This window comes from Streptomonospora litoralis (assembly GCF_004323735.1).
GTDB classification, from domain to species: domain Bacteria; phylum Actinomycetota; class Actinomycetes; order Streptosporangiales; family Streptosporangiaceae; genus Streptomonospora; species Streptomonospora litoralis.
The window spans coordinates 4506919-4530604 of sequence record NZ_CP036455.1; the positions used below are offsets into that span (position 1 = coordinate 4506919).

Genomic DNA, 23686 nt, shown 5'->3' on the forward strand with positions numbered 1-23686 from the left:
ATCCTTTTCCCCGCTTCCCCGCAACACGGCGTCACCGGAAGAGCCCCGCGGGCCGGGCGCATCCGGAATGGTCAGCGCCGCAATGCTACGACCGGCACTCGGGTGGTCGCGGACAGCGACGCCGCCGCGCCCACCGTGCGAACCGGGTAACCGGCGACGCACACGGCCGCCGCCGCAGCGTTGTGCGGCACACGAGCGGCGACCGGGACGACACCCGAGAGAAGATTCACCATTGCGTACCGCCGCGGCCGCCGCGGCCGCCGCGGCGCCGATCGACAGCCCCGACCGCCCGCGCGGCCGCACGAAGCCCCCCCGGCGCCCGCACGGCGGACTTCCACCGGCGAGCATACTCCGCTACGTTACTGCGGCATGCCCGACCGTGACATCGCGGCGGCCGCCGCAAGGCCCCCCGCCCCCTCGCGCACCCGCCGCCGCACCCTCCGCAACGTGTCGGCCCTGGCCGCTTCGGCGGTGGCGACCGCCGCCGCCCTGGCCGCCGGGCCCGCCCCCGCGGCCGCCGGCACCGCCGCCGGAGTCGCCGATCTGCGCTCCGACATCGCCGCCCTGCTAGCCGACCCGCAGCTCGACGGCGCGTCCTCGGGCGTGCTGGTACGCAGCCTCACCCGCGGCGACGTGCTCTACAGCAGCGATGCCCGAACGGAGCTCGTCCCGGCCTCAAACGCCAAACTGCTCACCTCCGCGGCCGCGATGGAGGTGCTCGGCCCCGACTACCGGTTCACCACCACCCTCGCCGCGGGCGAGGATCCCGGCGACGGCGTCGTCGACGGCGACCTGTACCTCATCGGCACGGGCGACCCCACACTCACCGCCGACGCGGTGGGCGACCTGGCCGCCGAGGTGGCCGCCGCGGGCGTCACCGAGGTCACCGGCGACCTGGTCGCCGACGACACCTGGTTCGACGCGCAGCGCCTGTCCCCCGCCTGGGACCCGGCGGACCGGCCCTACTACTACTCGGCGCAGATATCGGCGCTGACGCTGGCCGCCAACACCGACTACGACACGGGCGTAGTCGAGGTCGACTCAGTGCCCGGCACCGCGGCGGGCGCCGGGGTGAAGACCTCCCTCTCCCCGATGACGGGCAACCTCGACGTCGCACAGGGCGGCTCCACCGGAGCGCCCGGCAGCACCTCCACCTTCGGCGTCGACCGCAGGATGGGCACCAACGAGTTCACCGCGTACGGTTCGCTGCCGGCCGCACAGACCTACTCCGCGCTACGCACGGTGCACGAGCCCACCGACCACGCCGCCCACCTCTTCGCCGACCGGCTGGAGCGGGCGGGGGTCGATGTCGCCGGCGAGGTCGGGCGCGGCGCCGCCCCCGCGTCCGCCGAAACCGTGGCCGAACGCTTCTCGATGCGGCTCGATGAACTGCTGACCCCGTTCATGAAGCTGTCCAACAACGGCCACGCCGAGATCCTGATGAAGGCGATGGGCCGTGAGACCCTCGGCCACGGCAGCTGGCCGGCCGGAATCGCCGTGGCGAAGACGGCCCTGCTGCGGATGGGCGTGGGCATCGCGAACGTGGAGCTGGACGACGGCTCCGGCCTGGCGCGGTCGGACCGGCTCACCGCCGCGACCACCGTCCGGCTGCTGGAGCGCGTGCGCGAGCGGCCCTGGTTCGACGCCTGGCGCGACGCCCTGCCGCTGGCCGGCGCCTCCGACCGCATGGTGGGAGGCACTCTGGCGCAGCGCATGGGCGGCACGCCCGCCGCGGGCAACGTGCGGGCCAAGACGGGCACGCTCACAGGGGTCAGCGCGCTGTCGGGCTACGTGCGCGGCGCGAACGGCGAGCGGCTCGTGTTCGCCATCATCAACAACGGATACCGGGGCGCCGCGCCGCGCGGTCTCCAGGACGCGATAGCCGTGCGCCTGGCCCAGTTCACCCGCGAGGGCACCGCCCCCGTTGCGCGCGCGACGGCCGCGCAACGCGCCGCTCCCTCGCAACCGCAGGCGGACCTGGAGTGCACGTGGGCGGGCACCTGCTGAGGCTCCCGCCGAACCACGTGCGACACCGCCACTACAGCCGGATGCGGCAATGCTCACCGAGGGGTACCTGCATAGCCCGCAGCCACTCCGGAGACCCGCATCGATGATCTCGCTAGGCTGGGAGCCGATGAGCTCCAGCACCGACGCGCAGGGCGGCCTGCGGGCCGACGGGATCGACGTGCTCGGCGCCGACGTGTGGCGCGAGCGCGAACGGCGCCACCGCGAGCGGGTCGACGCGCTGCTGGCCGACCACCTCGACCGGCGCGCTCGCGGCATCGCCCATCCGGTCGAGGACTTCCTGTTCACCTACTACAGCCACCGCCCCGCCCAGCTGCGGCGCTGGCACCCCGGTCCCGGGGTGCTGCTGGCCGGGCCGACCGCGCAGGCGCCAGCGAGCAACTGGTACCGCGAGGCCGCCGGCACGGATGCCGACGGGCGCGCGGTGCGTGGCACGACGCTGGACCTCGACGCGTTCGCGGCCAGACGCGGCTCGACCGTGGACTTCGTCCGCGGTCTGCTCGGTGCCGTGCAGGAGCGGCCCGCCCATCTGGGCTGCTTCGGCCTGCACGAGTGGGCGATGGTCTACCGGCTCCCGGCCGACGAGGTGCGCCACGCGCAGGTGCCGCTGCGGTTGGGCACGCAGGGGACCGACCGTGTCGTCGAGTCGCACCGCATCCGCTGCTCCCACTACGACGCCTTCCGCTTCTTCACCGAAGCGGCCCGGCCCCGCAACCGGCTGCAGCCCACGCGCGAGTCCCAGACCGCTCTGGACCAGCCGGGCTGCCTGCACGCGAACATGGACCTGTACAAGTGGGCCTACAAGCTCTCCCCAGGCGTGCCGGGCGAACTCGTGGTGGACTGCTTCGAACTGGCCAAAGACATCCGCGAGCTGGACATGCGCGCCTCGCCCTACGACCTGCGCGAGCACGGCTACGAGCCGGTCGCGATCGAGACCCCTGAGGGCAAGGCGGCCTACGTCGAGGCCCAGCGCGCCTTCGCCGAGCGCGCCGGCGGCCTGCGCGCCCGGCTGCTTGAGGTCTGCGACCGGCTTCGCCCCGAGCCGGTGGAGCCCGGGGAGCGTGCAGTAGACGGCGGCTGAGCCGCGGCCGGGGATCGGGGCGCCGCCGCCCCCGGCCGCCGCCCTCCTAGCCGAATACGGCCACCAGCGAGTTCGCGGCTGTCACCGCCACCACGCCCGATACGCACACCGACAGGCAGAAGAACGCGATGTGCAGCCACCGCCAGCGGCCCGCTTCGGTGGGGATGCGCGGCCAGTACCACGCGCCCACTGCGGCGGCGGCGACCAGGGCACCCACCGCGGCCGCCCAGACCGCGGGGGGTGTGGCCACCCAGTCGCCGATCACCAGCGCGCCGAGCAGCGTCGCGGAGGTCCCCGCCGACATCGACACGACGCGCAGTCGGTCCAGCGGGCGCTGGCCCACCAGTGTGCGGCGGCGCAGCATGAGAGTGACGGCCAGCAGCGGCGGCAGCACTGCGAACGGCAGTGTGGCACCGAGCCCTGCGGCCACCGAGGTCGCCGTCGGGCTTTCGGCCATCGGCGGCACGTCCGGGGCGCCGAGCAGCCGCGGTCCGATCAACGAGGCTTCGGCGGTGAAGCTGTTGGAGAGCACGATCGCGCCGCGGTCGCCCTGGAACCCGATGAAGGCGGTGGAGCCGTAGGTGGCTCCGCTGTGCTGCACCAACTCCACGCCGTCGCCGAAGTCGGTGGTCAGCCAGGCGAGGCCGATGCGGGTCTCGTCGACGGGGCCGCCGTGGGCGGGCTCGGTGGCGGACATGCCGGGCGCGCTGCCGTCCATGACCGCGCGCAGGAACCGCTCCAGGTCGGCGGCGGTGGTCCAGGTGCCCACGCCCGCTGGAATGTAGGGCTCGGCCTTCCACGGTTCGACGGGTTTGCCCGGCGTCGCGTGCGGCAGGGCGGCGCCCTCGGGCAGCCCGGCCAGGCCGGCGCCGCGCATGACCGTGTCGTCCATGCCCAGCGGGTCGAAGATCCGCTCCCGCACCAGCTGCGGGAACGGGGTTCCGGTCTCTTCGGCCAGCGCGGCGCCGAGAACGGCGAACCCGAAGTTGGAGTACTGCCAGGCAGGCTGCCCCGGCAGGGGAACGGCCGCCGCCAGGGAATCGCGGACCGGCGGCAGGCCGCCGTAGGGGTCGGTGAGCGTGAAGGGTGTGACGGCGCCGGCGGCGAGCCCTTCGGCGGGCATCCGCGGCAGGCCGGACCGGTGGCTCGCGAGCTGCTCCAGGGTGATGTCGGCGAACTCGGGCGAGGCGAAGGCGAGGTCGGGGAAGACCTCGCCGAGCGTGCGGTCCAGCGAGGTGCGGCCGTCTGCCGCGAGGTCGGCCAGCGTCATCGCGGTGAAGACCTTGAAGACCGATCCGGTCTCGAACGGGGTTTCGGCGCTTACGCGCTTCTCACCGTCGGCGGTTCCGCCGGAGAGCGAGCGGGTCTCGCCGCCGTCGATCTCCAGTACCGACAGGCCCTGCACGCGGTACTCGCGGCCCTCGATCGTGGCGGAGACCGAGTCGGCGATCCCGGGGGCGCCGGTGAACTCCGGCGCTCCAGACGGCTCCGGCGGCTTGCCCGGCATGACGAGGTAGGCGGCGACCGCCGCGACGGCCCCCAGCACACCGGCCACGGCCCACACACGTCCGGGGGCGCGGCGGGGCAGCGGGCGCCGGGGGTGCTTTGACGTGTCAGGCGGGGGCGCCGGAGACGGCGCGGCGGCCGCCTCCGGGTGGTTCTCGTGGTTCATGCCCCCAAGCGTCGAGGAGCAGCCCGGCGCGCTTGTAGTCGGCGATGTCAGCGATCGGCGATGACAGGTGTCATGGAAACTGCCGTGTCGTACGCGGACGCGCGCCCGCAGTAAGGACCGCGGCGCACCGGGCCGGGCACCGGCCCCGCGCGGCGGCGCTGCCGTTCGCCGTCCGCGGGGCCGGTGGTCTCACAGCATCGCGGGCCGCGCCACAGGCACCGGCCGCACCGGCCGCGCTAGCCGTGTTAGCCGCGCTTGGCGACGTGCTCGCGGACGAGCGAGCGGTACCAGTGGTAGCTGTCCTTGGGCGTGCGCTCCAGGGTGTCGTAGTCGACACGGACGATGCCGAACCGGCGGTCGTAGCCGAACGCCCACTCGAAGTTGTCCATCAGCGACCACACGAAGTAGCCGCGCACGTCCACGCCCGCCTTGATCGCCTCGGCCACCGCCTGCAGGTGGTCGCGGACGTAGTCGATCCGGTCGCCGTCGTGCACCTGGCTGCCGGTGCGGTCCAGGTCGGCCTCGGCCGACCCGTTCTCGGTGATCAGCACGGGCGGCAGGTTCGGGTAGCGGCCCTTGATGTCGACCAGCAGGTCCGTGAAGGACTCCGGCACCACCGGCCAGTCCATCTCGGTGTGCCGCACGCCGTCGAAGGGCATGTGCGCCACCCGGATGTCGGCGGCGGTGCGGTGCGCCGGGTCCGGCTCGTCGTAGGGGGCGTCCTTCAGCTTGCCCGGGCGGTAGTAGTTGATGCCGAGGAAGTCCAGCGGCTGCCGGATGGTCTCCAGGTCGCCCTCGCGACGGTAGGAGCCGTCTGCCAGCTCCCCCCAGGTCTCGGCCTCGTTGTGCGGGTAGTGGCCGCCCAGCAGCGGGTCCAGCCAGACGCGGTTGTGCAGGGTCTCGGCGCGGTCGACCGCGGCGCGGTCCTCGGCGGAGTCCGTGGCCGGGATGAGCCGGTCCAGGTTCAGGGTGATGCCGACTTCGGCGCTGCGGCCGTGCTCGGCGGCCGAGGCGCGCAGTTCCCGGGCGGCGAGTCCGTGGGCGAGGAGCAGGTTGTGCGCGGTGGCCAGCGCCGGTGTGCCTTCACGGGTGCCGGGAGCGTGGCGGCCGATGGCGTGGCCGATGAAGGACGCGCAGAACGGCTCGTTGAGCGTGATCCACCGGGTGACCCGGTCGCCCAGGCGGTCGGCGAGGATGCGGGCGTAGGCGGCGAAGTGCTCGGCGGTCTCGCGGACGCGCCAGCCGCCCTTGTCCTCCAGGGCCTGGGGCAGGTCCCAGTGGTAGAGGGTCAGCACGGGCTCGATTCCGGCGCCGAGCAGTTCGTCGACCAGCCGGTCGTAGAAGGCCAGGCCCTCGGGGTTGGCGGGGCCGCTGCCGGTGGGCTGGATCCGCGGCCAGGCGGTGGAGAAGCGGTAGGCGTCCACGCCCAACTCCTTGAGCAGCGCCACGTCCTCGCGGTAGCGGTGGTAGTGGTCGCAGGCCACGTCGCCGGTCTCACCGCGGTCGACGGCGCCGGGAGTGTGGCTGTAGGTGTCCCAGATGGAGGGACCGCGGCCGCCCTCGTGGACGGCGCCTTCGATCTGGTACGAGGCGGTCGCCGCGCCGAACAGGAAGTCGGCGGGCAGCTCGGGGAGTCCGTTCGATGTCATGGTGTCCTGTCCTCAGGTCGTCGTCCGTCCGCGGCGCCGTGAGCGCAGCGGACGCGGGGTGGGGGCGGGGGCGTGTCGCTGCGCCGCGCTGGGGGTGCCGGCGACAACGGCGGCGCGTGGCGCAGTGGCGACTGGGAGCGCTCCCAAGCGCGGCGAGGGGCCTGGGCCGGCTTCGGACTCCCGCGTGAGCGAGAAACGAAAGGTTCGGGCGCCGCCGGAAACCGGCACAATTCCGGCACAGGCGACCGCGGGAGGACCGCGCGGCACCGGGTACGGGTGGCCGGAGCACTGGCACCGCTCGCACTTGTGGCCACGCCCGCCCTTCTCGGCTCCCGCTGTCGAAGCGCTTCAGGAGCCGTCGACCAACCGGCCGACAGGCTACTGAACCGATTCACCTTCCCTTGGGATGTTAGGAACACGTCCACAAAGGGTCAATGCCTGAACATGCGATGTGCTGGGATTATCCCGCCACCGGGGCGGCGGGCGGCAGGCCGGGGGCCGATGATGCGCGAGCGGCGCGCGGGACGGCCCGCTCGGCACCGAAGCGCCGCAGGCGTCGCAGGCGTCGGTCGGTACCCCCGCCCCGGTGGCCGCCGGCAGCAGGATTCCGCCGCGCGCCTCGGAGAATACCGCGACCCTTCGCACTCGGACGCCCGCACCGGGTACGCGAACGGAGCCCGTTTTGCCAAGACCACAGCCGCCGGTTATGGTTCCCAACCGGCGGCTGGCATTCGCTCGCGGCCCCGCGCCGGGGCCGGTGACAACGGAAGCGGGAACGGCGACACCCATGGACCCGGACGCGACGCAGATTCTGAACAGGACCGCGGAATTCCCGGAATTCGGCGGCTCCGCTCCGTCCTGGGAGGCCGACGCGCGAGCCCGCCTCAGCGAGGCGGTCGAGCGCTTCACCCGGCCTCTGGGCGACCTGCTGGAGCGCGACGCGAACGAAGGCGACACCCGGCTGCTGGTCACCGATTTCCTCAGTGAGGGCCTCAATTTCGACAAATACGGGGACCTCACCACCGAATACCGGACCAAGGGCGAATCCGTCGATTACGGAATCTCCTTGGACGAGGAACTCTTCGCCTTCATCGAAGTGAAACCCTGCGGCACCGAGCTCGACGCCCGGAATCTGCGGCAGGCGAAGCTGCACGCCGCCGCCGAAGGCGTCGCGTGGGTCGTCCTCACCAACGGCCGGATCTGGCAGGCGCACCACGTCGGCGACGGCGAAGAGGGCACCGGTCTGGTCGTCGACGTCGACCTGCTCGCCGACACCACTCGGGAGGCGCGCGTCGACGCACTCCTCCCGCTGTCGCGCGACGCCGTAGCCGCCGGCCGCCTGGAGGACCTGCGCGCCTGGCGCGCCGCCCTGGAGCCCGAGCCGCTGGCCGAGGTCCTGCGCAGCGAGCCGATCGCCACTGCGATCCGCGCGGAGATACGCCGCCGCACGGGCCACGTCGGCCACCTCCACGACTTGGACGAGGTAGGCCGCGCCCTGTCCGAGGGCGTCGTCGACCGCCGCCTGCAGCCCTGACGGTGGCGCCTGCGTAGCGCACACCCGCGGCATGCCCGCGGCGGCGTGGCCGGCGGACACCACAGACGGATCGCGTACACGGCGCCGTCGGGGACGTCCGCGGCATTCGGCGGAGGAATGCGGATATTCCGCAACCTCGATGCGATTATGACGCAAAGTGGCCGCCCGGTTACACAATCATCACTCCCTGTTTCCCATGCCCCCTCTTTCGCCGAGCGTGCTCACTCGCGTATCAATCTGTAGTCACCCCGTACAGCCACCCCGGGAAGGGAATCCCCCATGGGTCACCCCGCTCGCCCCGCCCGCCGCGCCGTGCAGTCCGCCATCGCCGCCTCGGCCGCCGGTGTGCTCACCCTCCTCGGCACCGGGATCGCCAACGCCGCCGCTCTGCCGCCCGGCGAGCTGCGCCGGGTCACCGACGACTACCTTTACGGCGTGTCGCTGAGCAGCTTCATCAGCATCCGCAGCCAGGCGCCCTACGACGACCAGCTCGACTGGAGCAGCGATTCCTGCAGCTGGTCGCCCGACCAGCCGATCGGATACGACTTCGACCCCGGCTGCAAGCGGCACGACTTCGGATACCGCAATTACAAACTGCAGAACCGGTTCACCGAGGCCGAACGGCTGAACATCGACCGGAACTTCCGCGACGACCTGTACGGAATCTGCGACGGCGATTGGCTGTGCCAGGGCACCGCCGACATCTACTACAACGCCGTCCGCCAGTTCGGCGCCCTGAGCGCAGACACCGCGGCGGCACTGCGCGCCGGTGGCGTGCGTGAGCAGACCCGCGAGCTGGTCGCCGTGCACGAGGAGCTGGAGCGGGCCGACACCGGCAGCGAGGCCGAGCGCCTCATCACCGACTTCGAGCAGGAGAACGGCGTCCGGATCAAGCAGGAGTACCCGGTCGGCCGCTGAGCCGGAACACCCGGGGCAGGCCGCCCACCGCCCCCATCGGCCCGCGCGCCGCATCGCGCGTCCCGCGGCTGATGGCCGACCTACCGCCGGCGATGCCCCGAGCGGATCCGGGGACGGGCCTGGGCCGCCCGTATGGCCCCGGGACGACGTAAGGGCCGGGCCCGCACGGACCCGGCCCGTTCAGCGGCGGGCGGTCACGACAGCGTGATGCTGTCCAGTTCGGCGTATCCGGTGCCGCCGCCGAAGCCGGGGGAGCCCTTCGCCAACCGGATGACGTTGTATCCGGCCTCCAGGGAGACGGTCACGTCGGTGGTGCCGAATTCGCCCCATCCCCCCGTCGGTTCGTAGGAGACCGTGGACCACGCGCCGCCGTTGTAGGCCAGGCCGTGGGTGGAGGCCGCCCCCGTACCGTTGGCGTACCTGACGGTCATCGTGTAGTCGCGGCTCTCGGGCACGTTCGCGGTGAAGTCCACGAAGGAGTCCGAGCGCATGTCGGCGCTTCCGTCGATTCTGCCGACGTAGTACCCGTTCGACGCACTGCCCGAGGAGAGGGTCTCGGCGTTGACCACCGTGGCGTTCTCCGCCTCGTAGACCTGCTGCCAAGAGGAGGTGGGTCCGTCGGCGGGGGTGACCAGTAGTTGGTAGGCGCCTTCGGCGTTCATGCCCTCGATGGGGACGGTGATCGAACCGCTGTCGACCTGCATCGTCGTGTCGGTCACGACCGTGGGCGAGGACACGCGGGTGTGCCGGCCCGAGCCCGGGGTGGAACGGACTTCGACGTCGACCGCGGAGCCGAATCCCTCAAGCCCCTCGACCCGGACGGTGTTGTCGCCCCAATCGCCGCCGAAGACCGTGTTCACGATCTTCCTACTGGAGTCGTAGGAGGTCACGCCGTCGATCCAGCTGTCGGGCGTGGTGCGCACGATGTTGCCGGACATCGCTCCGTACCAGCGGTACGCCCAGTAGGAGGCGGTCGGCTCTCCGTTCAAAGTGAACAACCCGTTGAACGTGCCGGGTTCGTACCAGAACGCGCGGTGCGCCTCGCGCGCTCCGTGGCGCTCCAGAACGCTGATCCAGTGGACCGCCACACTCGGGATGTCCATCTGGTTGCGGCTGTTGTACTCGTTGATCGCGATCGGGCGCGGCGCGACGCCCAGCTGCTCCTCGATCGCGCGGTAGTCGGCGACGTGGTCGTCGAAGGAGTCCCACTGCATGTCACCGAGTTCGTGCCAGACGATCACGTCGGGCAGTGTGCCGGTGTCGCGGGCGTGCCGCATGAATTCGAGCATCCGCTCATGCTCGTAGTGCGCCCAGCTCGGGCCGACGATGGGGGTGGTGTCGTCCAGCGACCGCACGAGGCGGAAAGTGCGGGTCCAGCCGTCCAGGAAGGAGCCGGCGGCCTCGGTGTCCCAGGTCCAGCCGGGCTCGTTCCACAGCTCGTAGCCGCGGATGTTGGTCGTCCCGGTCGCGGCCAGTCTCTCGTGGACGATCCCGGTGACCTTCTGCTCCCAGTCGTTCCAGCCCTGCCACTGATAGGGGAAGTCGGGATAGATGTCCGGGAGCCGGATGAACTGCTGGGCGCCGGCCCGCGTGATGTTCGGGCCGGCCTCAAGGGCGCCGCAGCACGGTTCGGTGGCGCCGTTGGGCAGGTGGGTGGTTCCGGGCGGAGGCTGGGTGAAGCTCGTCGGATTCAGCGGCAGCAGCATGCCGGTACTCGGCTGCGTGTCGGACGCGACGCCGTAGAGGCCGCCCGAGGCGACCTGCGTTGCGGGGCGCACGACCTCGCCGACGTCCACGGTCAGGGTCAGGCCGGCGGCGGAAGCCGGACCGGCGGGGGCGACCATGACGGTGCCCGCGGCAAGAGTGAGGAGGGATAGGCGCGTCAACGCTCGGTGTGCGGTGCGACGCATGGGGTGACTCCTTGTCGGACGTGTCGCATATGTGTGACTCCCCGTATGCAGAACCCCGTATAGGCGGCGAACCGGTTCGACGCCCTTTTCGCTCGCAGACGCTAGTTTCGAACGGTGTTCGCCACAAGACCCCTATCGCAACAAAGCTTTGATCTGCGGTTATTAGTTGACACCGGGTTTACACCCGAGAAACGTCGGGCTATGGTTCGAACCGGTTCGCACGGAACAAGGGAGACAAGTCATGGTCACCATCGGGGACGTCGCCCGCGTCGCAGGCGTGGCGCGCTCGACCGCCTCCTACGCCCTCAGCGGCAGGCGTGCCGTCTCCGACGAGGTGCGCGAGCGGGTCCGCCAGGCGGCGTCCGAGCTGGGCTACGCCCCCAACGCCGGAGCCCGGGCTTTGGCCACCTCCCAGACCAGGGTGATCGGCCTATTGGCCCAGTTCCTGCCCGACGAATTCGCGCCGGCGATGCTGCAGTACATCCAGGGCGTCGCCAACACCGCTCGCGACGCCGGATACGACATCCTGCTCAGCTCGGACCCGGACGGGCCCACGGCCCTCAAGCGGATCACCGACTCGCGCATGGTCGACGGCGTCGTCCTGCTCAACGTCGCCGATCAGGACGACCGCCTGCCGGTGCTGCGGGCCGCAGCGCAGCCCGGCGCGCTTGTGGGCCTGCCCGGCGACTGCACCGGCGTGGACGTGTTCGATCTCGACTTCGAGGAATCCGGCCGCAGCATGGTGGCCCACCTGCACGCCCGCGGACACCGTGAACTGATTCTGGTCTCGCAGCCCGAGCATGTGATCGAACGCGGCGGCGCCTACGTCTGGCGCCTCCAGAACACCGCGCTCGAGACCGCCGCCGCCCGCGACGTCACTCTGCACGCGGTCTACGGTTCCTCGGCCCAGCCCGAAATCGGGCGCGAACTGCATGCCCTCCTCGACGCCCATCCGAACGCCACCGGGCTCCTGCTCAACAACGAGGCCGCCGCGGCGGCACTGCCCACCGTCATGCACGAACGCAACCTGTCGGCGCCCGACGACCTGTCCGTCATCGGGCGCTACTCCGACGAATTCGCCCGGACATTCTCGCTGCCGTTTTCCTCGATCGAGAGCGCCCCCGACCGGCTCGGGCGCATGGCCGTGCGCCAACTCGTACGCCGGATCGAGCAGGAGACCCCCGCGGACGCCCCCCACGTAGTGCGGTTCATCTCGCCGGATCTGGTGGATCGGGGCAGCACCGCCCCGCCGCCTGCGACGTGACCGACTCCCCCGGGCCGACCGTGCCGTGCCCGGGACCATTCAGGAAGGAACCCCCCATGCTCCACAGCAGACGCACCCGTGCCACCCGCACCGTGTCGGCGAGCGTTGTCGCCGCATCGGTCGTCCTCGCCGGCGCGTGCTCGTCGGCCGGCACCGGCGGCGGCCACGAAGCCGACACCTACACGTGGTGGGACCCCTACCCGCAGCACCAGGAGGGCTCCGCCTGGGCGAAGCGCGTAAGCGACTGCGGCGAGCAGGCCGGCGTGCAGATCGAACGCACGCCCTCCGACACCACCGATCTGACCAACCGCGCCCTGCTCGCCGCCCAGGAGGGCACAAGCCCCGACATCATCCTGCTCGACAACCCCGCGCTGCCCACCCTGGCGGACACCGGCATGCTCGCAACCGTCGGTGAACTCGGCCTGGAGGTGGGCGACGTCGACAAGAACCTCCTGGCCCCGGGTGTCGTGGACGGCGAGACCTACGGCATCCCCATCGGAGCCAACACGCTGGGGCTCTACTACAACGCCGAGATACTGCAGGCCGCCGGTGTCGACCCGCAGTCGATCACCGACTGGAAGTCGCTGACGGACGCGCTCGCCGAGGTCACCGACAACGGCGACAACGGCATCACCTTCGCCGCCATCGGCACAGAGGAGGGCTCCTTCCAGTTCCTGCCGTGGTTCTGGGGCTCCGGGGCCGAACTGCGCGATCTCGACTCGCCCGATGCGGCCGAGGCGCTGGAGCTGTGGAAAGGCTGGCTGCAGAAGGGCTATGCCCCCGACTCGGTGCTGACCAACTCCCAGAACACCACCTGGGAGGAGTTCTTGACCGGCGAATTCGCGTTCGGGGTGAACGGCACCTGGCAGGTCAACAGCGCCGCAGAAGCCGGATTCGACACCGGCGTCATCCAGATCCCGGCCCAGGACGGAGGCGTGGCGCCCACACCGACCGGCGGAGAGTTCATCGTGGCCCCCCTGCAGACGGAGACCGACCGCTACGACGTCACCCGGCAGATCGTGGAGTGCATGACCACGCCCAAGGGCTTCGTCGAGACGGCCACGACCTTCGCCTACTACATCCCGCCGACCACCGAGGGCCAGGAGGCGCTGCTGCAGGAGCAGCCCGACCTCGAACCGTGGGTCCAGGCGGTGCGCGACGCCAAGGGCCGCACGAGCGACAACCTCGGCACCGACTACCCGAAGATCTCCGAGGCGATGTGGACCGCGGTGCAGAACGCGCTCTCGGGCTCGGCGACACCCTCCGAGGCCCTGGACCAGGCGCAGACCGAGGCCGAATCGGCTACCGGCGAATGACGAGGAATCTCCTGCACTCAGCCGCAACCTCGGTCGAACCGGCGAGGCGTGCGTCCGGCGGCGGTGCGGCGGGCCGAGCGCCCGCCGCACCGGCTCGGCGGCAGCAACGCCGCCGGTTCTTCCCGGGCGATCCGCAGCAGTGGAGCGCGGTCGGATTCGCCGTTCCCCTCCTGGCGTATCTGGTGGCGTTCTACGCCTACCCGCTGTGGCGGAACATCGAGCTCAGCCTGCACGGCTACACCGTTCGGGCGTTCGTGCAAGGCGATCCCGAATTCGTCGGGTTTACGAACTACGTTGAGGTGTTCACCTCCGACACCTTCCCGGTCGCCCTGTTCAACACGGTGGTGTTCACTCTGGTGTCGATCGCGTTCCAGTACGCGATCGGCCTGGTGCTGGCCGTGTTCTTCCGGGCGAACTTCCGGTTGTCCAGTGTGCTGCGTGCGCTGTTCCTGGTGCCGTGGCTGCTGCCGCTGATCGTGTCGTCGTCGACGTGGGCGTGGATGCTCAACAGCGAGAACGGGATCGTGAACTCGGTCATCGAGGCATTCGGCGGCCAGCAGATCAACTGGCTCACCTCGCCGGAGACCGCCCTGATCTCGGTGATCATCGCCAACATCTGGCTGGGCATCCCGTTCAACCTGGTGATCCTGTACTCCGGTCTGCAGCAGATCCCCGGTGAGCTCTACGAGGCGGCGTCCCTGGACGGGGCCTCGGCTTGGCAGCGGTTCCGGCACATCACCTTTCCGCTGCTGCGCCCGGTCACCGCCATCACCCTGCTACTCGGGTTCATCTACACCCTCAAGGTGGTCGACGTCGTGTGGATCATGACGACCGGCGGACCGGGCGACGCGTCGCTCATCCTCGCCGTCTGGTCCTACCGCGAGGCATTCGGCACGGGCCAGCCGGAGTTCTCCCCGGCCGCCGCGATCGGCAATCTGCTGATCGTCCTCGCGCTGGTGTTCGGATTCATCCATCTGCGGATGCAGCGTTCCTGGGAGAGAAAATGACCGCCCGCCCCTGGTGGAAGACGGCGCTCGGAGTCGTGCTCACCGCGTTCATGCTGTTCCCCGTCTACTGGATGGTGAACGTGTCGCTGACGCGGACCCAGGATCTGCGCGGCACCCCGCGCTGGTTCCCCGCAGCCCCGACATTCGACGGCTACGCCTCCGCTCTGGCGCAGCAACTGCCGGCGCTGGGCACCAGCCTGGTGATCGGATTCGGCTGTGTCGCCCTGACCGTCGTGATCGCGGCTCCTGCCGGTTACGCACTCGCGATCCTCCGGCTGCGCGGCGGGCGCACACTGAACTTCCTGCTGCTGGCGGCCCAGATGATTCCGGCGGTGGTCATGGCCATGGGCTTCTACGCGGTCTATGTGAACCTGGGCCTGCTCAACACGGTCTGGGGCCTGATCGTGGCCGATTCGACGATCGCGGTCCCCTTCGGCGTGCTGCTGTACTCGACGTTCATGGCCGGCATCCCGCGCGAACTCGTCCAGGCCGCGCGCATCGACGGCGCCGGGGTGTGGCGCATCTTCCGCTCGATCGTGCTACCGGTCAGCAGGAACTCGACGGTCACCGTGTCGTTGTTCGCCTTCCTGTGGGCGTGGTCGGATTTCATCTTCGCCTCCACACTCAACCGGGCGGGAGAGTTCGTCCCGATCACGCTCGGCATCTACCGGTACATCGGAAACAACACCACCCAGTGGAACGCGATCATGGCCACCGCCGTGGTGGCGTCCCTTCCCGCGGCGATCCTGCTGGTCGTCGCGCAACGCTACGTGGCCGCCGGAGTGACCGCCGGCGCAGTGAAGGACTGATAAGTGGACAACGACACCCGCGCCTCCGCCGTTATCGTCGAGCCCGCCGCCGGACCGCGCCGAGGCATCGGACTGGACGAGTTCCGACTGGCCGACGGTTTCTGGGAACGGATGCAGCGGTCGAATTCGCGCAACACCCTGCGCCACTGCCTGGACTGGATGGACCGGCTGGGTTGGACCGCGAACTTCGACCGGGTGTCGGAGGGCGCGACCGAGGACTCCCGCCCGGGGTGGCAGTTCTCCGATTCCGAGATATACAAGTTGCTGGAGGCCCTGGCCTGGGAATACGGCCGTACAGGCGAAGCCTGGGTGAATGCGCTGCTCGAATCGCTCGTCGACCGGGTCGCCGCGGCGCAGGACGGCGACGGCTACCTCAACACGTGCTTCGGACACGCCGGACAGCAGCCTCGCTACTCCGACCTGGCATCGGGACACGAGCTGTACTGCACGGGCCACCTGCTGCAGGCCGCCGCCGCGCGGGCGCGCACCGTCGGGCCGGACAAACTCGTGGAGGTCGCCCGCCGAGCCGCCGATCAGGTATGCCGCCAGTTCGGACCGGACGGCCGCGCGGGCCTGTGCGGGCACCCGGAGATCGAGCTCGGCCTCGCCGAGTTGGGGCGCGTCTTGCACGAACCCCGCTATACCGAGCAGGCGCGCTTGTTCGTGGAACGGCGCGGATACGGCACGCTGAAAGCGATCCCGCTGTTGGACGCGTCCTACTTCCAGGACGACGTCCCCGTACGCGCGGCGGCGGTGTGGCGGGGCCACGCGGTGCGAGCGCTCTACCTGGCGGCCGGGGCAGCCGACGTGGCCGCTGACACGGGCGACACGGGGCTGCTGGAGGCCGTCGAGCGGCAGTGGGAGCGCACGGTCGAGCGACGCACCTACCTGACCGGCGGCATGGGCTCGCGCCATCAGGACGAGGGCTTCGGCGAGGACTGGGAGTTGCCGCCGGACCGCGCCTACTCCGAGACGTGCGCGGGGATCGCCTCCGTCATGGTGGCGTGGCGGCTCTACCTCTCCACCGGCGAGGTGCGCTACGCGGACCTGATGGAGCGCACACTCTACAACGTGGTCGCCGCCTCTCCGAGCCCCGACGGGCGCTCCTTCTTCTACGCCAACCCATTGCACCAGCGCACCGCCGCTGCCGGTATACGGCCGGACCAGGTGAACCCGCGTGCCGAGGGGGGCGTGCGGGCGCCCTGGTTCGACGTCTCGTGCTGCCCGACGAATCTCGCACGCACACTCGCGGCCTGGCAGGGCTACGCCGCCTCGGTCGAGGGCGACACCGTGACACTGCTTCAGTACGCGGCCGGCGAACTTCGCCCGGCTCTGGACGGGGGCGGTGAACTCGTGCTGCGCATCACGACCGAATACCCGCACGACGGCGCCGTACGCGTCGAGGTCGTCGCGGCGCCCGATCGCGAGGTTGAGCTGCGGCTGCGGATTCCGGACTGGGCGCACGGAGCCACGCTGGCCGATCACGCCGGCGAGCGCGGCGTCGCACCCGGTTGGGCGCACGTCCGCGGCGTGCTCGTCCCCGGGGCGATCGTCGACCTCCATCTTCCGATGGAACCCCGCCTTACCTGGCCTGATGTCCGCATCGACGCGGTACGCGGCTGCGTGGCCGTCGAGCGCGGACCGCTCGTGCTCTGCGCGGAATCGCTCGACCTGCCGGTATCATGGTCGCTCGACACCGTCCGCATCGACGCCGCACACCCGCCGCGGGCCGAAGGAGACGGTGCGGTCGCGTGGATGACCCCGGTGGAGACCCCCCCGAACCCGGCGGGCGCCGCAGGGTACCCCCCGTACCGGTCGTCGGCGGCGCCATCGCGCGAGGACAGCGCGTCCGCTTGGCGCGATGTGCCCCTCGTCCCCTACTACCGATGGGCGCGGCGGGGAAGCTCGGCGATGCGGGTGTTCCTCCCGGCCGCCCCTAACGGGTCACCGGCGACGACCGGCCGCTGACGCGCGAAAGCGCCTCCGAAGGGGCGGATCAGGTCCGGCTCGACGGAGTTTCCCCGTCGGCGAACTGCGGCGCTCGCCGGCGAATTCGCGTGGACGGCCCCCGTACCGGGTCGGCCCTCACTCCCTTGGGGACAATCAGGTCATCGCCACCCGAGAGGGACGGCGGCTTCGCTCGGCGCCGCCTTCGCTTGAGGGCCGACGACACCGGAACCGTCGACGCAGATAGGAAGTCCCATGGTCCACGTCGCAGTCGCGCAGTTCGCCCCAGGCGAAGACAAAATGGCGAACCTGGCGACCGCGGGACGGCTGGTCGCCGAAGCGGCCGAGCGCGGGGCCGGGGTGGTGCTGCTGCCCGAGTACGCGATGTTCACCGCGCCGCGGACCGATCAGCGGTTCGTGGAGGCGGCCGAGCCGCTGGACGGGGCTTTCGTCGGCGGCCTGTCCCGCTTGGCCGCCGAGTCCGGCGCGGTGGTGGTCGCCGGTGTGAACGAGCAGGTGGCCGGAGGCACCCGCTTCCGCAATACGCTGGTGGCGCTGGACCCCGGGGGCGGCATCGCGGCCCGGTACCGCAAGCTGCATCTCTACGACGCCTTCGGAGTGACCGAGTCCGACGTCGTCGAGCCCGGAGAGATCGAGGAGCCGCAGACGTTCTCCCTCGGCGGCCTCACCTTCGGCCTGCAGACATGCTACGATCTGCGCTTCCCCGAGGTGACCCGGCGCATCGCCGACTCCGGCGCGCAGGTGCTGCTGCTCGCCGCCGAGTGGGTGCCGGGGCCGCTGAAGGAGGACCACTGGGAGACGCTGGTCCGGGCGCGTGCGATCGAGAACACCCTCTACGTGGCGGCGGCCGGGCAGAACGCTCCGACGGGCGCCGGAAACAGCATGATCGTCGACCCCATGGGCACCCGCGTCGTGTCCCTCGGTGAGCAGACCGGGGTTGCGGTCGCCCCTATCTCCGAGAACCGCTTGGCGCAGGTGCGGACGCAGAACCCCGCTCTGCGCCTGCGCCGGTTCAGGGTGACTCCCGTCACCTGACGGTGAGGTGTCCGAAATTTCCTGCCTTCACCCCCGATCGCACGGCTGCCCATTCTCCCTCCATCACAGATGGTTATCGAACTTCGGCTCTGAGTAACAAAATTCGGCCTGGGCTATTCCGGTTGCAGAGCGCTTCTGATTCAATAAGACCCGATCACCGCAAGCCCGCCAGACTGTCCTAAACCACGGGGGGAGCAAGGACGTTGAGCGGTCTGAGCATTATGTGCGATTCAGACATCGGAAATTCGGACACAACCGACATTCACCTCTTCGACGCTGGGGCACTCACTTTCGCGCAGCTCATGGGTGGCGCCTGCGCCGTCTGCCACGCCCGATGGCCGCGGCCCCGCCACCGCCTCGGGGAGTCGCCCGAGGGCGGCGAACTGCTCGGCTGCGAGGAGTGCGCCGGGTTCGCCGCCGACTACTCCGCCGGCGCGCTCGAACACGCCCTCGTCGCCCACTGAGGCGGCACCGGCCCTACCGGCCGTTCCCACCACGGGGCGGGGACCGCCGAAGACGCGACCGCGCCGGGGTCGCCGACCGCGTGCCGGCCTGCGCTCGGCCACCGACGATGGAAACACCGGCGGGGATCGAGGGTCGCCCTCGCCACCGGCGCGCGGCGCGCTCCGGGACCAGGGGGAGCCGGTCCCGGAGCGGCGCCACCGACGCACTCGCTTCCATGGGGAGGAGGGGAAGAGCGCGCGTCCGGGATCGTCCGGAATGCCGCCGCGGCCGGGTCGGGCCGCGGCGGCACGAGGTCCACCATACTCCTTGTGCTGAGCACAGGACGCTGGGTATCGGAATTCGCTCCGGAAGTTCCGACTGCGCCGTTCGCCGCCGATCCAATGGGCGACGTACTCGCTCATGGCGGAGCTCCCTGCCCGGGTTCGCAAGCGAGGGCGGTCGGCCCGCGGGTAGGGCGGCCCACCGTGCGGCGCCTTCGCCGCGGCACCGCACGGCAGGCGGCCGCAGTGCCCGCCGGGCCGCCGGCCGCCGGGAGAGCCGGGTCAGCGCGCCTGGGCGTCGACCTCGGTGACGGCGTCGACGAGGATGTCGCGGGCCTCGCGGACGTCGGCGTCGTCCACGGTGAGCGGCGGAGCCGCCCGCAGCGCGTTGCCACGCAACCCGCCCTTGCCGATGAGCAGGCCGCGGCGCCGCGCCGCCTCCAGCACCGCCGAGGCGAGCTGCGGGGACGGCGCTCCGCCGCCGGGCTCGACCATCTCGACCGAGAACATCAGGCCCTTGCCGCGCACCGCGCCGACCGTGTCCAGCTCGGCGAGCGGACGCAGCCCGTCGAGCACGACCGGGCCCAGGCGGGCGGCGTTGGCCTGCAGGTCGTGGTCGAGCACGTAGTCCAGCGTGGCGTTCGCCGCGGCCATGGCGATCGGGTTGCCGCCGAAGGTGGAGACGCCGTTGGCGGTGAGGCCGTCCATCAGGTCGCCGCGCGCCACCACGCCGCCGACCGCGAACCCGTTGCCCAGGCCCTTCGCGAAGGTCAGGGCGTCGGGGACGACACCGTGCTCGCTGATCCCCCAGAACCCGGTGCCGGTGCGGCCCCAGCCGGTCTGCACCTCGTCGGAGACGAACAGCACGCCCTCCTCGTCGAGGACCTCCTTGTAGGCGGCGAACAGTCCGGGCGGAGGCATGGTGAAGCCGCCGACGCCCTGGACGGGCTCCGCGATCAGGCAGGCGACGTCGCGGGCGGTCGCAGTGGCGAGCACGTCGCGCAGGTCCGCCACGCAGGCGTCGATGTACTCGGCGTCGGACATGGCGCGGAAGGCGGGCGCATCGCGGTCGGTACCGTGCAGGTAGTGCGTGTTCAGCGGGGACAGCGCGGAGTTCTTCCAGCCGCGGTTGCCGGTGACGGCGACGGTGCCGTAGGAGCGGCCGTGGTAGCCGTTGCGCATCGCCAGGACCTGATCACTGCCGCGGGCGCAGGTGGCCAGCAGGAGCGCGGTCTCGTTGGCCTCGGTTCCGGAGTTGGCGAAGAAGACCTTGGCGTCGGGAATGCCGGAGAGCCGGGCGATCTTCTCGGCGAGTTCGACCTGGCCGCGCAGCAGGTACAGGGTCGAGGTGTGCACGACGCCGGTCGCGAGCTGGCGCTCGACCGCCTCGCGCACCTCGGCGACGTCGTAGCCGAGCATGTTGGTGAGGATGCCGGCGAAGAAGTCGAGGTAGGTGTTGCCGTCGGCGTCGGTGAGGCGCACTCCCTTGCCGCCGGTGATCTCGATCGGGTGGTCGTAGTAGAGGGCGAGCCACGAGGGCATCACGGCACGGTGGCGAGCGAGCAGTTCCGACATGGCTTCAGTCTCACCCGTGCGGCGCCTGCCCGCCAGCGCCAAGGTGTCGGTATCGGCCGTGTCCGGTTGACACCGTGTCATTCGCGGCGAGCGCGCGCCGCACCGTCCGGTCCCGGGTGCGGGCGGAAAGGCGGGCCTAGACTGGATACGTGCTGCCCACCCTCGCCGACGTGCTCGAACTTCCGGCCGTCCAGCGCGCGCGCCCGCGTGTGGCGGTCGGCGCCGACCGTCTCGACGTCACGGTGCGCTGGGTGCACATCGCCGAGGTGACCGACCTCGCCCACCTGCTGCGCGGCGGCGAGCTCGTGCTGACCACCGGCATCGCCATGCCCGACGACCCCGAGTCCCTGCAGGCCTACATCGACGGCATCGCCTCGGCGGGCGTCGCCGGGATCGCCGTCGAGCTGGGCCGCAAGTACCGCGCGGAGTTGCCCGAGGAGCTGCTGCGCCCTGCCGGGGACGCGGGAATCCCGGTCGTGGCTCTGGAGCGCGAGGCCCGGTTCGTCGAGATCACCGAGGCCGTGCACATTCGCGTGGTCAACCAGCAGCTGGAGGAGCTGCGCGAATCCGAGCGGTTGCACGAGGTGTTCACCGAACTCTCGGTCGAGGGGGCGCACCCGGCCCGGGTACTGCGCGAGATCGCCGAGTTGTCGGGCTGCCCGGTCGTGCTGGAGAACCTGGCCCACCAGGTGCTGGTGTGCGACCTGAACGGCGAGGATCCCGGGCGGCTGCTGGCCTCGTGGGAGAACCGTTCGCGCGGCGTGCGCGTCCGGGGGCGCACCACCCACGACTCCCCCACCGGTTGGCTGGTGACTATGGTGGGCGCCCGCGGCCAGGACTGGGGGCGGCTCATCCTGATCACCGGTGCGGCGCCGACTCCGCGCCAGACCATGCTGATCGAGCGCGCGGCCACCACACTGGCGCTGGGGCGCCTGCTGGAGCGCCACCAGGAGAGCCTGGAGCGGCAGACGCACCGCACCATCATCGCCGGGATCATCGACCGCGCCTACTCCGACCCCGAGGAGGCGCTGGTGCGGGCCCGCGCGGTCGGAGTCCCCCTCTCCGGACGCCCGCTGGTAGGCCTGGTGCTGCGGCTGCGCGAGCCCGGCACCGGTCTGGCCGCACAGGCGCGGCTCTCCGATACCGCCGAGGGGGTGGCCCGCGCCTGCCGGGCGCTGCGCGCGACGGCGCTCGTGGGATCGATCGACGACATGCGGGTGGGCGTGCTGATGGCGGTCCCGGCGACGGGCGGCCTGGAGTCGCACCTGCACCGGCTGGCGGAGGCCATCCGCGAGCGGGTCGGCGCGGAGTCGGTGCTGGCGGTCGGCTCCACCGCCGAGGGCGTCCGCGACGTCCGGCGGTCGTTCCTGGAGGCGCGGCAGGTGGGCGACGTCGCGCTGCACCAGCAGGACGGCAGCGGCGACCGCCCGTTCTACCGGCTGCCCGATCTGCACCTGCGCGGTCTGCTGCACCTCTTCCGCGACGACGAGCGCCTGCAGACCTACGTAGAAAGGGAGCTGGGGCCGCTGCTGGACTACGACGCACGCCACGGCAGCGACCTCACCGAGATGCTGCGCCACTACCTGTCGGCCGGACGCAACAAGGCGCTGGCCGCCTCGCACGCCCACCTTTCGCGTCCGGCCTTCTACGAGCGGTTGCGGCGCATCTCCCATGTGCTGGAGGCCGATCTCGACTCGGTCGAGACCTCCCTTTCGCTGCATGTGGCGCTGCTGTCGTTGGACTCGGTCCGGGGCAGGCTGTCCTCGTCAACTTGACCCGGCCCTGAAGGCCCTGAAGGGCCGGGCTTGGAGGTAGCCGCCCGCCTGGCTGGCGGGTGGGCTCCTCCGTCCAGACACCCCTGTTACGGGGCGGCAGGGACGCGTGACGCACGCCCCGCATTCCACGCAGCCTCGCCGCGTACGGCGATGGTGCGGGAAGCGTTGCGGTCGGCGTGGGCAACGACCCCGCACGACCGGCACACGAACCGGGCCCGATCGAGGCGGTTCCTCGTGTCGATGTGATGGCATTCGGCGCATTCCCGGCTGGTGTAGGCCGGATCCACCTGCACCAGCGGGACCCCGGCCCGCTTGGCCTTGTAGGTGATGAAGGCGGCGAGCTGGGCGAAGGCCCAGGAATGGATCGCGACCCGTTGGGGCCTGCAAAGCCGTACCCTCTGCCGGATGCCCGTCAGGTCTTCCAGGGCGATACCGGATGAGGTGCGTTCAGCCTCGGTCACGATCTGCTTGGCGATGGTGTGGTTGGTGTTCGCAACGTGGCGCGCTTCCCTGCGCCGCCGCGTCTTCAGCCGGCGTTTCGCCGATGTCGTCTTCTTGGCCTGGAGTTTGGCCCGCAGGGCGGCCTGGCGCTTGCGGTGGCGGTTCAAGCCCCGCCCGGCCGCCCGGTAACCGTGGAGGTGGTCGCGATGTTGGCGATGCCCAGATCCACACCGATGAACCCGTCCGGTTCATACTGTTCGGCTTCGGGCACCTCGCAGGTGGCCATCAGGTAGAACACGCCGCCGCGTTCGACCAGGTCGGATTCGCCTTGGCTGTGCTCTACCAGCATTTCGAGCGCCTCGGGGGAGCAGGCGAAGCGCACGTTCTTCAGCCGGCCCGCGGTGGTCCAGATACTGACGGTCCGCTGGTCGTACTGCCAGGACAGGCACCGGTCGTCGAAGGGGTGGGCGGCCTCGGGCCGGAAGGCGACCGGCGCGGACTCGGCCTTATGGCGGCGCTTGCTGCCGGGTTTGCCGAGGTGGCCGGCCCGGATGTCGGCCGCCAGCGTGGTGTAGGCGTCGCGGACCTTCTTGATGGTGTGCTGGGCCGCCTGGGCCCCCAGTCCTTGAGCGCGCAGGTCGGCGTAGGTGTGCTTGCGCAGCTCGTACTCGCGCGGCACACCGTGCTCGAAGGCCACCGCCGAGACCCGGTTGGCGGCCTCGTTGAGGGTGCGCAGGGTCGCTGACAGCGCGGACGCCTGTGCGGCATCGGGCACGAGTTTGACCTGCACGACGAGCTTCACAGCGGTGATCCTACGATCACCGCCGCCCCGGCGGGGGCCGAACGCCGATATCCGCAGGCGTGCACGTATTCGGGGCGGGGCCGTGATGAGAAGCGATTCCTCCCGGCTCTGCAGAGCCGGGGCTCCTCGCTAAAATCGGCTGAAGTATTTTGATTCAGTCGAAGTGAGTTCCCTTCTCCA

18 protein-coding genes are annotated in these 23686 nt (G+C 71.0%); 12 read left to right on the forward strand and 6 right to left on the reverse strand.

Features of this window, described 5'->3' with window-relative positions; translation table 11 throughout:
• The first annotated feature begins 369 nt into the window (after window positions 1-369).
• Complete coding sequence (gene dacB, locus EKD16_RS18910; protein WP_131099678.1) at window positions 370-2007, forward strand: D-alanyl-D-alanine carboxypeptidase/D-alanyl-D-alanine endopeptidase; 1638 nt, start codon at window positions 370-372, stop codon at window positions 2005-2007.
• Between the two features lie 127 nt (window positions 2008-2134).
• Window positions 2135-3106 carry a 3-methyladenine DNA glycosylase gene (locus tag EKD16_RS18915; protein WP_242677057.1) on the forward strand — a complete coding sequence of 324 codons (972 nt, stop codon included), beginning with the start codon at window positions 2135-2137 and terminating at the stop codon, window positions 3104-3106.
• Between the two features lie 46 nt (window positions 3107-3152).
• Here EKD16_RS18915 and EKD16_RS18920 read toward each other — a convergent pair whose 3' ends face one another.
• Together EKD16_RS18920 and EKD16_RS18925 are read right to left on the reverse strand one after the other, a co-directional pair.
• The gene (locus tag EKD16_RS18920; protein ID WP_131099680.1) at window positions 3153-4778 is read right to left on the reverse strand and encodes a serine hydrolase domain-containing protein; all 1626 of its coding nucleotides are present in this window, start codon (window positions 4776-4778) and stop codon (window positions 3153-3155) included.
• Window positions 4779-5023: 245 nt separating this feature from the next.
• Window positions 5024-6427: a GH1 family beta-glucosidase gene (locus tag EKD16_RS18925; RefSeq protein ID WP_131099682.1), complete on the reverse strand. Its 1404-nt coding sequence runs from the start codon at window positions 6425-6427 to the stop codon at window positions 5024-5026.
• 787 nt (window positions 6428-7214) lie between these two features.
• On the opposite strand from EKD16_RS18925, the gene EKD16_RS18930 reads away from it, so the two are divergent.
• Both EKD16_RS18930 and EKD16_RS18935 read left to right on the forward strand, forming a co-directional pair.
• Window positions 7215-7961: a hypothetical protein gene (locus EKD16_RS18930; protein ID WP_131099683.1), complete on the forward strand. Its 747-nt coding sequence runs from the start codon at window positions 7215-7217 to the stop codon at window positions 7959-7961.
• A gap of 279 nt (window positions 7962-8240) precedes the next feature.
• The gene (locus EKD16_RS18935) at window positions 8241-8879 is read left to right on the forward strand and encodes a phospholipase (protein ID WP_131099685.1); all 639 of its coding nucleotides are present in this window, start codon (window positions 8241-8243) and stop codon (window positions 8877-8879) included.
• A gap of 194 nt (window positions 8880-9073) precedes the next feature.
• Here the strand turns inward: EKD16_RS18935 and EKD16_RS18940 are convergent, their stop codons facing one another.
• The gene (locus EKD16_RS18940) at window positions 9074-10789 is read right to left on the reverse strand and encodes a carbohydrate-binding protein (protein ID WP_165498611.1); all 1716 of its coding nucleotides are present in this window, start codon (window positions 10787-10789) and stop codon (window positions 9074-9076) included.
• A gap of 241 nt (window positions 10790-11030) precedes the next feature.
• Between EKD16_RS18940 and EKD16_RS18945 the strand changes: the two genes are divergently transcribed.
• From EKD16_RS18945 to EKD16_RS18975, 7 genes are all read left to right on the forward strand, one after another.
• Entirely contained in the window at window positions 11031-12053 is a 1023-nt protein-coding gene (locus tag EKD16_RS18945; protein ID WP_131099687.1) for a LacI family DNA-binding transcriptional regulator, read from the forward strand.
• Between the two features lie 56 nt (window positions 12054-12109).
• On the forward strand, window positions 12110-13369 hold the full coding sequence (locus EKD16_RS18950) for a sugar ABC transporter substrate-binding protein (protein ID WP_131099690.1): 1260 nt from the start codon (window positions 12110-12112) through the stop codon (window positions 13367-13369).
• Window positions 13366-14376, forward strand: a complete 1011-nt coding sequence (locus EKD16_RS18955; RefSeq protein WP_131099692.1) for a carbohydrate ABC transporter permease — start codon at window positions 13366-13368, stop codon at window positions 14374-14376. The genes EKD16_RS18950 and EKD16_RS18955 overlap by 4 nt, the downstream gene beginning before the upstream one ends.
• On the forward strand, window positions 14373-15185 hold the full coding sequence (locus EKD16_RS18960) for a carbohydrate ABC transporter permease (protein ID WP_131099694.1): 813 nt from the start codon (window positions 14373-14375) through the stop codon (window positions 15183-15185). The genes EKD16_RS18955 and EKD16_RS18960 overlap by 4 nt, the downstream gene beginning before the upstream one ends.
• Window positions 15186-15188: 3 nt before the next feature.
• On the forward strand, window positions 15189-17153 hold the full coding sequence (locus EKD16_RS18965; RefSeq protein ID WP_131099696.1) for a glycoside hydrolase family 127 protein: 1965 nt from the start codon (window positions 15189-15191) through the stop codon (window positions 17151-17153).
• 234 nt (window positions 17154-17387) lie between these two features.
• Window positions 17388-18188, forward strand: a complete 801-nt coding sequence (locus tag EKD16_RS18970) for a carbon-nitrogen hydrolase family protein (RefSeq protein WP_131099698.1) — start codon at window positions 17388-17390, stop codon at window positions 18186-18188.
• A gap of 302 nt (window positions 18189-18490) precedes the next feature.
• On the forward strand, window positions 18491-18652 hold the full coding sequence (locus tag EKD16_RS18975; protein ID WP_341351846.1) for a hypothetical protein: 162 nt from the start codon (window positions 18491-18493) through the stop codon (window positions 18650-18652).
• A 543-nt stretch (window positions 18653-19195) separates the two neighbouring features.
• Here the strand turns inward: EKD16_RS18975 and EKD16_RS18980 are convergent.
• On the reverse strand, window positions 19196-20488 hold the full coding sequence (locus tag EKD16_RS18980) for an aspartate aminotransferase family protein (RefSeq protein WP_131099700.1): 1293 nt from the start codon (window positions 20486-20488) through the stop codon (window positions 19196-19198).
• A 149-nt stretch (window positions 20489-20637) separates the two neighbouring features.
• Between EKD16_RS18980 and EKD16_RS18985 the strand changes: the two genes are divergently transcribed.
• Window positions 20638-22263, forward strand: a complete 1626-nt coding sequence (locus EKD16_RS18985) for a PucR family transcriptional regulator (RefSeq protein ID WP_131099702.1) — start codon at window positions 20638-20640, stop codon at window positions 22261-22263.
• 86 nt (window positions 22264-22349) lie between these two features.
• Here the strand turns inward: EKD16_RS18985 and EKD16_RS26530 are convergent, their stop codons facing one another.
• Window positions 22350-22871, reverse strand: coding sequence for an RNA-guided endonuclease InsQ/TnpB family protein (locus EKD16_RS26530; protein ID WP_341351847.1), 522 nt, complete (start codon window positions 22869-22871; stop codon window positions 22350-22352).
• Window positions 22868-23506 carry a hypothetical protein gene (locus EKD16_RS26535; protein WP_341351848.1) on the reverse strand — a complete coding sequence of 213 codons (639 nt, stop codon included), beginning with the start codon at window positions 23504-23506 and terminating at the stop codon, window positions 22868-22870. The genes EKD16_RS26530 and EKD16_RS26535 overlap by 4 nt, the downstream gene beginning before the upstream one ends.
• Window positions 23507-23686 lie beyond the last annotated feature (180 nt).

Excerpts from the sequence above, each read along its gene's own strand:
- EKD16_RS18960 (WP_131099694.1), top strand. The coding sequence starts at position 14,373 with ATGACCGCCCGCCCCTGGTGGAAGACGGCGCTCGGAGTCGTGCTCACC.
- EKD16_RS18935 (WP_131099685.1), top strand. The coding sequence starts at position 8,241 with ATGGGTCACCCCGCTCGCCCCGCCCGCCGCGCCGTGCAGTCCGCCATC.
- EKD16_RS18980 (WP_131099700.1), bottom strand. The coding sequence starts at position 20,488 with ATGTCGGAACTGCTCGCTCGCCACCGTGCCGTGATGCCCTCGTGGCTC.
- EKD16_RS18930 (WP_131099683.1), top strand. The coding sequence starts at position 7,215 with ATGGACCCGGACGCGACGCAGATTCTGAACAGGACCGCGGAATTCCCG.
- EKD16_RS18915 (WP_242677057.1), top strand. The coding sequence starts at position 2,135 with ATGAGCTCCAGCACCGACGCGCAGGGCGGCCTGCGGGCCGACGGGATC.
- EKD16_RS18920 (WP_131099680.1), bottom strand. The coding sequence starts at position 4,778 with ATGAACCACGAGAACCACCCGGAGGCGGCCGCCGCGCCGTCTCCGGCG.
- EKD16_RS18940 (WP_165498611.1), bottom strand. The coding sequence starts at position 10,789 with ATGCGTCGCACCGCACACCGAGCGTTGACGCGCCTATCCCTCCTCACT.
- EKD16_RS18950 (WP_131099690.1), top strand. The coding sequence starts at position 12,110 with ATGCTCCACAGCAGACGCACCCGTGCCACCCGCACCGTGTCGGCGAGC.
- EKD16_RS18970 (WP_131099698.1), top strand. The coding sequence starts at position 17,388 with ATGGTCCACGTCGCAGTCGCGCAGTTCGCCCCAGGCGAAGACAAAATG.
- EKD16_RS18955 (WP_131099692.1), top strand. The coding sequence starts at position 13,366 with ATGACGAGGAATCTCCTGCACTCAGCCGCAACCTCGGTCGAACCGGCG.
- dacB (WP_131099678.1), top strand. The coding sequence starts at position 370 with ATGCCCGACCGTGACATCGCGGCGGCCGCCGCAAGGCCCCCCGCCCCC.
- EKD16_RS18945 (WP_131099687.1), top strand. The coding sequence starts at position 11,031 with ATGGTCACCATCGGGGACGTCGCCCGCGTCGCAGGCGTGGCGCGCTCG.
- EKD16_RS18975 (WP_341351846.1), top strand. The coding sequence starts at position 18,491 with ATGGGTGGCGCCTGCGCCGTCTGCCACGCCCGATGGCCGCGGCCCCGC.
- EKD16_RS18925 (WP_131099682.1), bottom strand. The coding sequence starts at position 6,427 with ATGACATCGAACGGACTCCCCGAGCTGCCCGCCGACTTCCTGTTCGGC.